Raw genomic sequence first — 12,468 nt, 5'->3', positions numbered from 1 at the left:
CGGGGCGGCCTCTCGGCTGCGGGTCACCGCCGCCGGCGACCGGCTCCTGGAGCAGGCGGCGGAGCGGGTCGCCGCGCTCGACGCCCGGTTCGCCGAGGAGTACCCCGTGCTCACCGAGGGACTGCGACGACAGATCGAGGAGCGCATGTCGCGGAACGGATGACGCGGGGAGGCGGGTTCGGTCCGGCGAACCGGAACGGCCCGTCCGTTCCGGGAGCACGCAACCTTCAGACGGTCTGAAGCATGGCCATCCTTCAGTTAGGCTGAAGGTATGGAGAATCTGCTGCTGTCCGCGCACGTGCTCGCGGGCATCCTGTTCGTCGGCCCCGTGGCGGTGACCACGAGCCTGTTCCCACGCTTCGCGCCGGTCACGGCCGACGCTGCTGCCGGCGCCTCGGCGACGCCCGCCTCGCCCGGCACCGCCGTCCGGAACGAGCGCAGCGCCTCGGTGGCCCGGATGCTGCACGGCGTCACCCGCGTCTACGGCGTCCTGGCCCTCGTGGTACCCGTGCTCGGTCTCGTGCTGGCGGCCGTCCAGGGGCGACTCGGCGAGGTCTGGGTCATCGTGGCGATGGTTCTCACGGCCGTCGCGGGCGGGCTGCTCGCGCTGCGCATCGCCCCGGCCCAGCGGGCCGTGCTGGAGGTCCCCGACGACGCAGCCCGACTGCGTGGGCTGAGCATGCTGACCGGCCTGTTCAACCTGCTGTGGGCCGCCGTCGTGGTGCTCATGGTCGTGCGGCCGGGGTCGGTATGAGGCCGCTGCTACGCACCCTCGAGGTGCTCTCGGTGCTGGAGCTGGTGAGCGTGGCCGCCCTGCTCGCCAACCTGGCCACGGTGCACGTCGACGGCGTCGCGTCGGCGCTCGGGCCCACGCACGGCGCCCTCTACCTGGCGGTGGTGGTCACGGCCCTGCTCGGCCAGGGGCTCCTGCTCCGCACGCGCCTCCTGGCGCTCGTCCCGGTGCTCGGCGGCGTCTTCACGCTGGTGAACGTGCGACGGGAGGCACGCCGGTGAGTCTGCGCCACTATGTTCGCCGTCCGCCCGAGGTGGGTGTGGCCGAGGCGCTCCGGCTCATCGAGGACGGCGCGCTGGTGGTGGATGTGCGCCGCGAGCGGGAGTGGCGCAACCACCACGTGCCCGGGTCGGTGCACCTGCCGCTGGACGAGCTGGCCGGCCGCGCCGAGGAACTGCCCGAGGACCGCGTGCTGATCGCGTTCTGCACCGGCGGCCTGCTGTCCCGGGGCGCGGCCAACCTCCTGACCGAGCTCGGGTTCGACGCAGTGAGCCTCGCCCGCGGCCTGATGGCGTGGCGCGCCGCGGGCGGAGCGCTGGAGGGCGAGCGGGTGGGCTGACACCCGCGCCTCCGGCGTCAGCGCTTGGTGCGGGTGACCGGGCTCGGTGCGAAACTGGGTGCCACCGTTCCCGACCCCGCGGAGGGCCATGCGCGGCACGACCGTCGAGCACCTGCTCCTGCCGGGCGACGTGGTGCGGGCCGCCGTGGCGGTCAGCATCGTGGTCGGTGGCGCGACCTTCGGCGGTCCGGCCGTGGCACTGTTCCTCCTCGTGCTCGGCGGGGCACTCGTCCCCCGTCTCCTGGGTCTGCGCGCTGTGCTCGACGTCTGCTTCGGCAGCTGCCTCCTGCTGGCGGCCTGGGCGGCACTGCTCCGGTGGTACGAAGCCGTCCCGTGGCTCGACCTCCTGGTGCACGCCGTCTGCACGGGCCTCGTCGCCGCCGTCGGTGTCCTCGCCCTGGTCCGCTCGCGGTTGGTGGCGCCCCAGGCGTCCGGCGGCTGGGCGCGCGCCGGCCTGGTCGTGACGACCACGGCAGTGGGCGCACTGGGCGCGCTGCTCTGGGAGCTCGGGGAGTGGGCCGGGTACACCTACGTCGACGAGGAGATCCGCGTCGGGTACGCGGACACGGTCGGCGACCTCGCGTTCGGCCTGCTCGGCGCGCTGGCCGCCGGCGTCGTCATCGCCGTCCGGCGAGCCGGTCAGGGGACCGACGATGTCCGCTGACCCCAACCTGACGGTCTCCGTGGTGGTGCCCGTGCGCGACGACGCCCGGGCACTGGACGTCTGCCTGTCCCTGCTCGCACGTCAGTCCGTCGGCCCGCTGGAGGTCGTCGTCGTCGACAACGCCTCGTCCGACGCGTCCGCGGCCGTGGCGCACCGCTGGGGCGCCGTGGTCGTCGGCGAACCCCGGGTCGGCATCCCTGCCGCCGCGGCAGCAGGATACGACGCCGCCAAGGGCGACGTCATCGCGCGCCTGGACGCCGACTCGCGGCCGGGGCCGCACTGGGTCCGGACGGTCGTCGAACGAATGGCCGCCGACCCGGAGCTCGACGCCCTCACCGGGACCGGCCAGTTCTACGACGCGCCGCGTGGCCTACGGAGGGCGTCCTGTCTGGCGTATCTGGGGTCGTACTACGCGCTCGCCCATCTTGCGCTCGGGCACACCGCGCTCTGGGGGTCGTGCATGGCGATGCGCGCGCGCACGTGGCAGGCCGTACGCCAGGACGCCGTGCGGGAGGATCCCGAGGTGCACGACGACCTTGACCTCGCGTTCCGGTGCGGACCCGCCCGGCGCATCCGGTTGCTCCACTCGTGGCGTGTGGGGGTCTCGGCACGCAGCCTGCGCGGGAGGCGGCAACGACGTCGACGCCTCGACCGCGCCTGGCACACCCTCGGCCTCAACTGGCAGGTGTCTCCCCCGTGGGACCGCTGGTGGCGCACGCTGCGACGGCCCCGCCGCCGTAACGTCGGGGCGAGCAGCCTCACCAGGGGACGAGCGCGATCGTCGGGTCACGTCTGATCGCGAGGTCGCCGAAAGTGAGGATTCCGACGAGCGTGTCTCCGTCCAGGACCGGGACGCGGCTGACCCCGGCGGCGTGCATCATGTCGAACGCGCCCTCGACGAGGTCGGCGTGGCCGACGGTGACGACCTGGCCGCTCGTGACCTGCTGCACGGTGGCGTCCGCCCCAAGCCCGGCGGCGAGACCGCGCACCACCAGGTCTCGGTCGGTGACGACTCCGACCACCCTGCGCCCTGCCCGCACGACCAGTGCTCCGATGTCGTGCTCGGCCATCTCCTGGGCGGCCTGGCGCAGCGTCTCGGTCGCCTCCACCGTGGCCGGTACCGGAGTCATGAAGTCGGCTACGAGCGGATGGTCCATGACGCGCCCTTTCCTGTCGTCGGTCGAGACCGTTTCGCCGGTGCGCGGTCAGCCGTCGGACCGGTACCCGTTCACCTTGTGCGTGCCGTCGCACCAGGGTGCGATGGCGGTGCCACCGCAGCGGCACAGGGCCACGGTCGCGCGACTGCGCGGCACGGGCTCGCCGGCCTGGTCCACGACCGTGAAGGAGCCGCGCACCAGTAGCGGACCGTCGGGACACGCGACGACGGTCGCCCCGTCGGTGGGTGCGCCCTTTGCTGATTCCGTCATGCCACCCCCAAGAACCGTCCTTCATGACTTCCTCCTCAACGTAGGACGATCGCTGCCACTCGCAACCTCGCGCGTCCCGGCTCGTCCCCTTGCGAGCAGGCGGCTCCGTGCACACCATGACGCGACAACCCCGACGGGCCGCCGCGCACCACACCACGCAGGGAGCTTCCATGACTGCCGTGACCGCCAGGACGTCCTCGCAGACGCAGGACCGCGCTACGCACGGCGTGGCGGAGCAGGAGGCACGCCGGACCCGGCGCCTCCCGCTTCCACGAGCCCGCGGTGCACTGAGCGCCGCCCTCCTCGCGACGCTCACCGCCGGACCACCCACCCAGGACTCGCAGGCGGGTGTCGCGACGTTGCGCGAAGCCGCCGCTGATCTCGTCCGGCGAGGCCACGACGTCCTCCAGGACGACGACGTTCAGCTCACGCTCACCGTGCTGTACGAGCTGCACCACCGCGGTGTCGACGAGGTTGACGACGCGTGGGAGTGGGAGCCCGGGCTGCTCGCCGTCCGCCAGTCGCTGGAGCGCCCGTTCGAGGCCGCCGTGCGATCCCGCGCCGGGCAGCCGAGCTGCGCGGAGACGGACGCCGCGGGCGTGGCCCGGCGCCTGTTCCAGCTCGCGGCCGACGACGCACCGAGCCTGGCGCGCTACGTCGCCAAGGACGCCGACTCCGAGCAGGCCCGCGAGTACCTCGTGCTCAAGTCGCTCTACCAGCTCAAGGAGGCCGACCCGCACACGTGGGCCATCCCCAGGCTCGCCGGCGCGCCCAAGGCCGCGCTGGTCGAGATCCAGACGGACGAGTACGGCGGTGGCCAGGCAGGTCACATGCATGCGGAGCTCTTTGCCCGGACCATGCGCGGCGCCGGGCTCGACGACGCGTACGGCCGGTACGTCGACGCAGTGCCCGTCCCGGTGCTCGCCGCGCTCAACATGATGTCGCTGTTCGGTCTGCACCGACGGCTCCGGGGCGCGATCGTAGGACACCTGGCGGCGTACGAGATGACGTCGTCGATCCCCAGCCGGCTGTACGGCAACGGCTTTCGCCGGCTCGGCCACGACGCGGAAACCACCCGCTACTTCGACGAGCACGTCGAGGCCGACGCGGTGCACGAGCAGATCGCCGGCCGAGACCTGGCCGGCCGCCTTGCCGAGCAGGAGCCAGGCCTGCGGGACGACATCCTCCTGGGCGCCGCTGCCTGCCTGGCGATCGAAGGGGACGTGGCCGCCTTCGCACTCGACCGCTGGAAGAGGGGCGACTCCTCCCTGCTGGTTCCGCTGGACGACGTCTCGACGTCAGGCAGCTGAGCGCGGACCAGTCCCGCGTCGCCTAGCCCGCGTCGAAGCGGTCCTCGCCCTCCTCGTCCGGGTTGTCCTCCGGATCCTCGCCCGGGATCCCGGGCCGGTCCGGGTGTGGCTTCAGCCGGTCCGCCTCTTCCTTGGACGGCACATGTCCGCCGGACGTGGACCCGGTGTCCTCGGTCGGCGCCGGGCGGCGGTCGTCGTCTTCCATGCTCACTCCTCCGTTGCGTGGTCGGGCCGGTACCGGCCCCTGCCGGGATGCGGCCGCGTCAGGTTCCTGCGGGTCGGACCGGACGGATCAGCAGGTCTCGGCTCACCGGTTGGGCTCCGACCGGGAGATGTCCGCGAGCGCCGACGTCGGGTCGCGCTCGAGGGCGAGGTCACCGATGGAGACGATCCCGACGAGGGTGTCGCCGTCCAGGACAGGGACTCTACGAACCGCGGCCTTGCGCATCACCTCTACCGCGGTCTCGACGGGATCGGTGTGTCCGACGGTGACGACCTGGCCCGTCACGAGCTGTTGCACGGGGGTGTCTGTGGCGAGTCCGGCTGCCAGCCCGCGTACGACGAGGTCGCGGTCGGTGACGATGCCCACGGCGGCGGTGCCGGCGCGGACCACGAGTGCTCCGATGTCCTGTTCGGCCATCGTCTGTGCAACGGTCCGGAGGGTGTCGGTGATGTCGACGGTGGTCGGCGACGGGGTCATGACGTCAGCGACGGTCTGCTGGGTCATCGCGCGCTCCTCACGTGGTGGACGACGGCGGGCTGCTTCACCGGCGTACTCACCCTGTGCCCGCGGCGCGGCACTCGCAATGTCAGGTGCGAGCCCTGATCGCCGGAGGCGAGCTCCTGGCCCCGGGACGCGACCCCAAAACCTCGGTGCTAGCCTGAAAATGCGGACCCCCCACGGCGCGACGGCGCGTCGTCTGCTCCTCAGGGTCTCTAGGGAATCACCATGGACGACAAGCTCAAGTTCGCAGCGGTCCTGCTCGGTGGGTACGTCCTGGGACGGACCAAGAGGATGAAGCTGGCGCTGGCCGTTGCCGGCGCACTCGCCGTCAGAGAGCTCCGGTCCAACCCGGATCTCCTCAAGACCGGCAGCTCCGTGCTCTCCTCCCCCGCGGTCAAGAAGCTCACCGACGAGCTCTCCGGCCGGCTCGTCGAAGCAGGGAAGACCGCCGCTGTCGCGGCGGCGACCAAACGGGTCGACGGGCTCGTCTCGAACCTGGAGAAACGCGCGAGCGCCCGGCAAGCCGAGCACGGTCCGGACGAGGACGAGCCCGCGGACGCTCCCGAGGAGTCACCCGAGCCGACCGAGGAGCCGGCCGACGAGGAGTCGGCCGATGAGGAGACCGAGGAGCCGTCGGACGAGGAAGAGCCGGCCCAGGAGGACGAACCGGCCCAGGAGGACGAGGAGGCGCCGGCCGCCAAGCGGAGCAGCCGGGGAAGCTCGACGTCCGGCGGGGCCCGCTCCTCGCGCTCCTCGGCGCAGAGTGGCTCGAGACAGAGCAGTTCGAAACAGAGCAGCTCCAAGCAGGGCACCTCGAAACAGAGCAGCTCGGGCACCCGGGCGAGGAAGTCGTCGGGCACCAGCTCCGCGAGGAGGTCCGGCTCCCGCTGATCGGGCCCGGACACGATGCCGACGGACGAGGTCGGCGCCGGAAAGGAGCATTCCATGAGCAACGAGTCCACCGGTACGACGGACCGCGCAGGTTCGCAGCCGCTCACTGCCCTCAAGGAGTCGGCCGGCGGATACGTCAAGGCGCTGGCGAACCATGCGGTCGACAGCCTCACCGACCGGGTGAGCGGGCTGAGCGAGCGTCTCACCGACTACGCGAACGGGTCCGGCGAGGGCGGAGGGGCCAAGGCGACCGCGGCCGCGAAGGGCGCCGAGCAGCTCGCGCAGGGCGCCTCACCCGTCAAGGCAGGGCTGTCCGCGGCCGTGGCGGGCGTCAAGGACAAGGTCAAGGAGACGTTCGGCGGCGGGAGCGGCGGAGGTGGCGGAGGCGGCAAGAAGTTCGCCTTCAACAACATCGTCGAGTCCATCGACGTCGGCGCGCCGGTCGAGGTCGTCTTCAACGCGTGGACGTCGTACGAGAAGTGGCCGGAGTTCATGAAGAAGGTCGAGCACACAGAGCTCGACGAGGAGTCCGGGGAGGTCCAGCTCAAGGGGCAGGTGTTCTGGTCCCATCGGCAGTGGGACACCGTCATCACGGATCAGGTGCCCGACCAGCGGATCGTCTGGAAGTCCAGCGGGGCCAAAGGACATCTCAGCGGGGTCGTGACGTTCCACGAGCTGGCCGACGACCTGACACGTCTCGTCCTCGTCGTGTCGTACTACCCCCAGGGCTTCATGGAGAAGACCGGGAACATCTGGCGGGCGGTGAACAGACGGGTGCGCCTGGAGCTGAAGTACTTCGTCCGGCACGTCATGACCGAGTCGGTCCTGCGGCCGGAGGAGGACGAGGGCTTTCGCGCCGAGATCCGGGACGAGGAGATGATCCGGAGCCACCAGGACGTCGTCGAGGACGAGCAGGCTGCCCGGGACGAGGAAGAGGGCGACGAAGGGGAAGAGGAAGAGGAAGGGGGTAACGAAGAGGAAGAGGGCGACGAAGAAGAAGAGACCGAGGACACGGGGTCCGAGAACAGGTAGGCGCGCCATGACCGAACTGAGTACCCGACCCCGGAGCTCGGGGTACCTCCAACGTCCGTCGTCCTCGTCGTTGGCGGACGTCATCAACATCATCCTCGACAAGGGCCTGGTGATCGACGCCTTCGTACGGGTGTCGCTCGTCGGGATCGAGGTGATCACCATCGACGCACGCATCGTCATCGCGAGCGTGGACACCTACCTGCGCTTCGCCGAGGCCACCAACCGCCTCGACCTGGCGAAGACCGGAGGTCGGGACCTGCCCGAGCTCGTGGAGGACGTCTCCCGGAGCGGAGCGAAGGGCAAGACCAAGGGGGTGCTGGCGAGCGCCAAGGAAGCCCTCGTGGGCAGCCACGAGGACAAGGACGAGTCCCAGGACACGCCATCCGACGAGGACGAGGGCGACGACGATGCCGATACCGAGCCCGTCCCACGACGCCGTGAGCAGCGCAGGCCCCGCCGGCGCGTCTCCGGTGAACGCTCCCGCTGAGTCCCCCGTCCACCGGTGAGCCGACCATGCTCTACCTCTACGGTCTGGTCCTTCCCACCACCGACGTGCCCGACGACGTCGACGGCCTCGGTGCGGGCGGGGTGCGCCTGGTCGGGCTGGGCCAGATCGCCGCGCTGACCTCCGAGATCCCCGAGGCGGAGGTCATCGGGATGCCCGCCGAGGTACGCGCCTACACCGCGGTCCTCGACGGTGTGGCCGCTGAGCACCCGGTCCTCCCGTTGAAGTTCGGCACCGCCGTGCTCGACGAGGGAGCGGTGGACGACGCCTTTCCAGCCGAACGGCGCGCGTCGCTCGCCGCGGCGCTGCGCCGGCTGGACGGACTCGCCCAGTTCACGCTCCAGGTCCGCTATGTCACCGACACGGTGCTCACCGAGCTGATCACGGAGGACACCGAGATCGCCGAGCTGCGCTCCTTCCTGCAGGTGCTGCCGACCGACACGGCCTACCAGGCCCGGATCCGTCTCGGCGAGCTCATCGTCCAGGGATTCGCCCGCAAGCGGGAGCACGACGTGGCCCTTCTGCGCCACGAGCTCGCACCGTTCGCGATCGAGCTCCAGGAGCACGAGACCGAACTCGTCGAGGACGTGGTGGAGGTGGCCGTGCTCGTACGACGGACCGAGCTGACCGCCTTCGAGGCAGCGCTCGAGAAGCTGGCCGCGAGCGCCTGGGGGCGGGCCACGTTCCGGCTTGTCGGGCCGCAGGCGCCCTACGACTTCGTCGACCTCGTGGGCGAGGGGTGAGTCATGGGCATTCTCTCCGGTCTCCTGTCGCTTCCGCTGGCTCCCGTCCGTGGGACGGTCTGGATCGCGGAGCAGGTGCTCGACGAGGCCGAGCGCCAGTACTACGACGCCGGGGCCCTGCGACGCCAGCTCGAAGAGGTCGCTCTGGCCCGGGACAGCGGCGATCTCGACGACGCGGAGGCTGATGCGCTGGAGGAACACCTGATCACGCGGCTGATCGAGGCGAACCGGCGAAGCAGGGAGAGCCATGGGTGACGCCGACGAGCAGGTCGATGACCGGACCCGCGGTCGCCCCCTCACCGCCACCGAGGCGGCCCGCAGGGCGGCGGAGCAGCTCTCGCAGCTCATCACCCGCGAGCTCGAGAGCATCGTGGGGATCCGGTCCGAGGACGGCACGTTCACCGTCGTCATCGAGGTGGTCGAGGACCCGCACGTACCGAGCAGCGCCGATGTCATGGCGGAGTACGAGGTGCAGCTCGACGCAGGGGGCGAGCTGACCAGCTACCGGCGCCGGTCGCGGTACGTGCGCGGCCGCACGGAGGAGGGGTGACCGGCGTCCGGCGGCGGGCGACCTTCCGGACCGCGTGCCCACTCGGAGGAGGTGATCACGGATGAGCACCGTCGGCGACCGGGGTAGCTCGATGGAGCCGCGACGAGTGCCCGACAGGTCACGCGTGATGGCTCCGCAGCACGATGCGAACGGCTCCCTCGACCACGTGATCGAGACGCTCCTGGACAAGGGCCTGGTCGTCAACGCGGACATCATGGTGTCGCTGGCAGGCGTGGAGCTCCTGGGCATCCGGATCCGGGCGGCCCTCGCGTCCTTCGAGACCGCGGCGCGCTACGGGCTGGAGTTTCCCGCCGGCACCAACACCGAGACGATCGCGTGGCGGCGTGCCATCGAGCAGAAGGAGACGTGCCCGAGGTGCGGCAAGTCCTCCCCCAGGAAGCAGCTGCTCGAGGACCTCTGCCCCTGGTGCGGCTGGCGCAGCGCACTGGCCGAGCGCGCTGCCGGTGAGATCACCGATCAGGAGGAACCACAGTGACCGCCGATCTCCGGTCGCCCGTCGCCCCCGCGAACGGGATGGAGCCGACCCACGACCTTCGCGCCGGCCTGTCCGACCTCCTTGACGTCGTGCTCGACAAGGGCGTCTACCTCGACCTCGACCTCGTCATCACGGTCGCCGACGTACCGCTGATCGGCGTCAGTCTGCGGGCTGCCGTCGCGGGCGTCGAGACGATGCTCGAGCACGGTCTCATGCAGGGCTGGGACGAGCAGATCCGCCGGTCGGGCCGCAGTGGCGCCGACCGAGAGGTACCCCTGCTCGACGGCGAGGAGATCGTGCTGCGCCTGTCCGGCGGACACCTTCAGGAGTCGCCGTTCCGGACCTGGCGACCAGGGATCGTCTACGTCACCTCGGGGCGGCTGCTGGTCTGGCGGCCGGACCCGCGCGAGCTGTTGTGGCAGGTGGCTCTGCGCGACGTGACCGCGGTGGAGCTGCGTCCCGAGGCGAGCGTGGGCGGAGCGGACCGGTTGCGGGTGTGCGTGGTCACCCCTCAAGGACCCGCGCTGCTGACCGCGGCGGCGCCCCGGAGGCTCTACGACACGCTCCGTGCGGGAGCTCTCGCCCAGCCCGTCGACGGAGTCGGGGCACCCGGCCCGAACCCCCGAGGGGACGGCGACGATGCAGGTGGATGAGACGAGCCTCAAGAACGGGTTGCTCACCCTGGTCGTCACGCTGGTCGAGGTCATCGAGGAAGCACTGGAGAGCCAGGCGATCCGACGGATCGAGGGCGGCGAGCTCACCGACGACGAGCAGGAGCGCCTCGGGCAGGCGCTGCTCGACCTCGACGAGGCCATCACGCAGATCAAGGACGACCACGGGCTGACCGCGTCGGTCGCGGACCTCAGGCGGGGTCTGGACGACGTCGTCGGTGACCTCGTCGACCGCCTCGCCAACCCGGCGCGGTGGGTCCAGGAGCCCGACGGGGCGCCTCGATGACCGCCGACCACCTGTATCTCTACGGCATCGTGGGCACCGCGCCCGCCGACCTCGGGACCGGTATCGACGGGCTGCCGCTGCACGCCGTGCCTGGGCCACCGGGCGTGGCGGCGCTCGTGCACGACCACGAGGGCGAGCCGTACCAGGGAGCGGATGCCGACGTCGAGCGGTGGGTGGTGGAGCACAGCACCGCGGTCGAGCGGGTGTGGCGGCTCACCGGGACGATCCTCCCGGCCACGTTCAACGTGATCGTCGCGCCGGAGGGAGCGATGACCGCGCATCACCGGCTGCAGGACTGGCTCGCAACGCACGCCGACAGCCTGCGCGACCGCCTGGACGCGCTGTCCGGGCGGGTCGAGCTGCGCGTGGAGATCGGGCTGGACCACCATCTGACGGCCGGGCGGCATCCGGACGTCGTCGCGGCGCGAACCGAGCTGGACGATCGCCCACCGGGTGTCCAGCGCCTGCTCCGCAAGCGACTGGACCACCTGGAGCGCGACATCAGCGAGGCCGTGGCCCGTGAGCGGTACGACGGCTACCACCAGATCCTGAAGGGGGTCAGCGACGAGCTCGACGAGAATCGCCGGGCACGCCCCGGCCCCGACACCGCTCTCGTGCTGTCCGCCTCGCTGCTCGTCCGGGCGGACGCGGTGCAGGACGTCGGGGCGGCGCTGACGGCGATCCAGGAGGCAGAACCCGGGGCGCGCATCCGCTACCTCGGGCCCTGGCCCCCCTACTCCTTCGCCGACATCCTCAGGACGGCTCCGCCGGACGAGCCCGGCTGAGGCCTCTTGTCGAGCGCGACCGGTCAGCGCACCTCGCCGCGCCAGGCCCCGTCCTCGGTGCCGCGGCCCTCGATGAACTCCTTGAACCGATCGAGGTCACCCTGGACCTGGCGGTCGTCCACGTGCAGCGCGCTGCCGATCTTCTCGACGGCGTCGTCCGGCGTCCAGTCGAGCTGCACCGTGACCCGCGACTGCTCGTCGTTCAGCCGGTGGAACGTGACGACACCGGCCTGCTCCGGTCCGGACACGCTCTTCCACGCCACGCGCTCGTCCGGGTGCTGCTCGGTGATCTGCGCGTCGAACTCGCGCTCGACGCCGCCCACCTTCGTCTTCCAGCGGGTCAGCGTCGGGTCGATCTGACGGATCTCCTCGACGCCCCCCATGAACCGAGGGAACTCCTCGAACTGCGTCCACTGGTTGTACGCCGTCCGCACCGGGACGTCGACGTCGACGGACTTCATGATGCTCGTCATGCGCTGCTCCTTCTCTCGGGTTCTTCTACCGTCGGGGCGGATCCGTCGACTCGCAGCCCGAACCGCAGGCCGAAGTGGTCCACCGTGGCCGGGAGCGGGTCGCTCGCGAGGTAGCGCCCGCGCTCGACCCGCAGATCGTGCGCGGCCAGGTGCGCGAGCAGGTGCGACGTGACCAGCAGGACGACGTTCCGGCCCGGGCACGAGACCGGGCCGCCGCTGAACGGCACCAGCCCCCAGTCGGCGTTGTTGCGGCCGTCCAGCCAGGCCTCGGGGGCGAAGCCGTCGGCATGGTCGAGCCGATCCGGGTCGCGGTGGAAGAACTCGCTCACGACGGCGAACCCGGTCCCGCCGGGCAGGGTGCGCTCACCCCAGGTGGTCGGGCCGGTCGAGTCGCGCAGCACCACGAGCGTCGTCGGCCACAGGCGCAGCGACTCCAGCACGCAGGCGCGCGCGTACGGCAGCAACGCGGGCTCGACACCGGGCGCCACCTCGGCAAGGACCCGAGCGCGTACCTCGGGCCGGGCGGCGACGACCGCCAGCGCCCGGAGGGTCGCGGCCC

General features: G+C 71.4%; 22 protein-coding genes. 16 read left to right on the top strand and 6 right to left on the bottom strand.

Features of this window, described 5'->3' with window-relative positions:
- Positions 1-271 precede the first annotated feature (271 nt).
- The 5 genes from PROKR_RS08035 (at position 272) to PROKR_RS08015 (ending at position 2,812) form a co-directional block, all read left to right on the top strand.
- On the top strand, positions 272-754 hold the full coding sequence (locus tag PROKR_RS08035; RefSeq protein ID WP_036961701.1) for a membrane protein: 483 nt from the start codon (positions 272-274) through the stop codon (positions 752-754).
- The gene (locus PROKR_RS08030) at positions 751-1,014 is read left to right on the top strand and encodes a hypothetical protein (protein ID WP_036961699.1); all 264 of its coding nucleotides are present in this window, start codon (positions 751-753) and stop codon (positions 1,012-1,014) included. Before PROKR_RS08035 ends, PROKR_RS08030 begins: the two co-directional genes overlap by 4 nt.
- Positions 1,011-1,352: a rhodanese-like domain-containing protein gene (locus tag PROKR_RS08025; protein ID WP_036961697.1), complete on the top strand. Its 342-nt coding sequence runs from the start codon at positions 1,011-1,013 to the stop codon at positions 1,350-1,352. Before PROKR_RS08030 ends, PROKR_RS08025 begins: the two co-directional genes overlap by 4 nt.
- Positions 1,353-1,440: 88 nt before the next feature.
- The gene (locus PROKR_RS08020) at positions 1,441-2,016 is read left to right on the top strand and encodes a DUF2238 domain-containing protein (RefSeq protein ID WP_036961695.1); all 576 of its coding nucleotides are present in this window, start codon (positions 1,441-1,443) and stop codon (positions 2,014-2,016) included.
- Positions 2,006-2,812, top strand: coding sequence for a glycosyltransferase family 2 protein (locus PROKR_RS08015; protein WP_036961693.1), 807 nt, complete (start codon positions 2,006-2,008; stop codon positions 2,810-2,812). The genes PROKR_RS08020 and PROKR_RS08015 overlap by 11 nt, the downstream gene beginning before the upstream one ends.
- On the opposite strand, the gene PROKR_RS08010 is transcribed toward PROKR_RS08015, so the two are convergent.
- A complete protein-coding gene (locus tag PROKR_RS08010; RefSeq protein ID WP_036961691.1) occupies positions 2,775-3,173 on the bottom strand; it encodes a CBS domain-containing protein in 399 nt (132 codons plus the stop codon). The genes PROKR_RS08015 and PROKR_RS08010 overlap by 38 nt on opposite strands.
- Before the next feature lie 48 nt (positions 3,174-3,221).
- Positions 3,222-3,443: a CDGSH iron-sulfur domain-containing protein gene (locus PROKR_RS08005; RefSeq protein ID WP_036961689.1), complete on the bottom strand. Its 222-nt coding sequence runs from the start codon at positions 3,441-3,443 to the stop codon at positions 3,222-3,224.
- 170 nt (positions 3,444-3,613) lie between these two features.
- Here PROKR_RS08005 and PROKR_RS08000 point away from each other — a divergent pair, with 170 nt between their 5' ends.
- Positions 3,614-4,753 carry an iron-containing redox enzyme family protein gene (locus PROKR_RS08000; RefSeq protein ID WP_084800315.1) on the top strand — a complete coding sequence of 380 codons (1,140 nt, stop codon included), beginning with the start codon at positions 3,614-3,616 and terminating at the stop codon, positions 4,751-4,753.
- Positions 4,754-4,775: 22 nt separating this feature from the next.
- Here the strand turns inward: PROKR_RS08000 and PROKR_RS07995 are convergent, their stop codons facing one another.
- Both PROKR_RS07995 and PROKR_RS07990 read right to left on the bottom strand, forming a co-directional pair.
- Positions 4,776-4,958: a hypothetical protein gene (locus tag PROKR_RS07995; RefSeq protein WP_036961687.1), complete on the bottom strand. Its 183-nt coding sequence runs from the start codon at positions 4,956-4,958 to the stop codon at positions 4,776-4,778.
- 102 nt (positions 4,959-5,060) lie between these two features.
- Complete coding sequence (locus PROKR_RS07990) at positions 5,061-5,480, bottom strand: CBS domain-containing protein (protein WP_036961686.1); 420 nt, start codon at positions 5,478-5,480, stop codon at positions 5,061-5,063.
- Positions 5,481-5,702: 222 nt separating this feature from the next.
- On the opposite strand from PROKR_RS07990, the gene PROKR_RS07985 reads away from it, so the two are divergent.
- The 10 genes from PROKR_RS07985 to PROKR_RS07940 all read left to right on the top strand — a co-directional run bounded on the left by PROKR_RS07985 (position 5,703) and on the right by PROKR_RS07940 (position 11,436).
- Entirely contained in the window at positions 5,703-6,368 is a 666-nt protein-coding gene (locus PROKR_RS07985; protein WP_051432777.1) for a hypothetical protein, read from the top strand.
- 54 nt (positions 6,369-6,422) lie between these two features.
- Complete coding sequence (locus PROKR_RS07980; RefSeq protein ID WP_157601958.1) at positions 6,423-7,400, top strand: SRPBCC family protein; 978 nt, start codon at positions 6,423-6,425, stop codon at positions 7,398-7,400.
- A gap of 7 nt (positions 7,401-7,407) precedes the next feature.
- Positions 7,408-7,887, top strand: a complete 480-nt coding sequence (gene gvpJ, locus PROKR_RS07975; RefSeq protein WP_036961683.1) for a gas vesicle protein GvpJ — start codon at positions 7,408-7,410, stop codon at positions 7,885-7,887.
- A gap of 26 nt (positions 7,888-7,913) precedes the next feature.
- On the top strand, positions 7,914-8,648 hold the full coding sequence (locus PROKR_RS07970; RefSeq protein ID WP_036961680.1) for a GvpL/GvpF family gas vesicle protein: 735 nt from the start codon (positions 7,914-7,916) through the stop codon (positions 8,646-8,648).
- Positions 8,649-8,651: 3 nt separating this feature from the next.
- Positions 8,652-8,903, top strand: coding sequence for a gas vesicle protein GvpG (locus tag PROKR_RS07965; protein WP_036961678.1), 252 nt, complete (start codon positions 8,652-8,654; stop codon positions 8,901-8,903).
- On the top strand, positions 8,896-9,198 hold the full coding sequence (gene gvpO, locus PROKR_RS07960) for a gas vesicle protein GvpO (RefSeq protein ID WP_036961675.1): 303 nt from the start codon (positions 8,896-8,898) through the stop codon (positions 9,196-9,198). The genes PROKR_RS07965 and gvpO overlap by 8 nt, the downstream gene beginning before the upstream one ends.
- Before the next feature lie 61 nt (positions 9,199-9,259).
- A complete protein-coding gene (locus PROKR_RS37825; RefSeq protein ID WP_281171681.1) occupies positions 9,260-9,694 on the top strand; it encodes a gas vesicle protein in 435 nt (144 codons plus the stop codon).
- A complete protein-coding gene (locus PROKR_RS31455; RefSeq protein WP_211240068.1) occupies positions 9,691-10,347 on the top strand; it encodes a gas vesicle protein in 657 nt (218 codons plus the stop codon). Before PROKR_RS37825 ends, PROKR_RS31455 begins: the two co-directional genes overlap by 4 nt.
- Positions 10,340-10,651 carry a gas vesicle protein K gene (locus PROKR_RS07945; RefSeq protein ID WP_211240067.1) on the top strand — a complete coding sequence of 104 codons (312 nt, stop codon included), beginning with the start codon at positions 10,340-10,342 and terminating at the stop codon, positions 10,649-10,651. The genes PROKR_RS31455 and PROKR_RS07945 overlap by 8 nt, the downstream gene beginning before the upstream one ends.
- Positions 10,648-11,436 carry a GvpL/GvpF family gas vesicle protein gene (locus PROKR_RS07940; RefSeq protein ID WP_036961666.1) on the top strand — a complete coding sequence of 263 codons (789 nt, stop codon included), beginning with the start codon at positions 10,648-10,650 and terminating at the stop codon, positions 11,434-11,436. The genes PROKR_RS07945 and PROKR_RS07940 overlap by 4 nt, the downstream gene beginning before the upstream one ends.
- Before the next feature lie 23 nt (positions 11,437-11,459).
- On the opposite strand, the gene PROKR_RS07935 is transcribed toward PROKR_RS07940, so the two are convergent.
- Both PROKR_RS07935 and PROKR_RS07930 read right to left on the bottom strand, forming a co-directional pair.
- On the bottom strand, positions 11,460-11,909 hold the full coding sequence (locus PROKR_RS07935; RefSeq protein WP_036961663.1) for an SRPBCC family protein: 450 nt from the start codon (positions 11,907-11,909) through the stop codon (positions 11,460-11,462).
- Positions 11,906-12,468 (bottom strand): cytochrome P450 (locus PROKR_RS07930; RefSeq protein WP_157601967.1); only part of this gene is annotated, 563 nt, incomplete at its 5' end. The genes PROKR_RS07935 and PROKR_RS07930, both read right to left, overlap by 4 nt.

Origin of the sequence: Promicromonospora kroppenstedtii DSM 19349 (assembly GCF_000515355.1) — a bacterium.
GTDB lineage: Bacteria > Actinomycetota > Actinomycetes > Actinomycetales > Cellulomonadaceae > Promicromonospora > Promicromonospora kroppenstedtii.
This window is presented reverse-complemented; position numbering and strand designations above follow the sequence as displayed.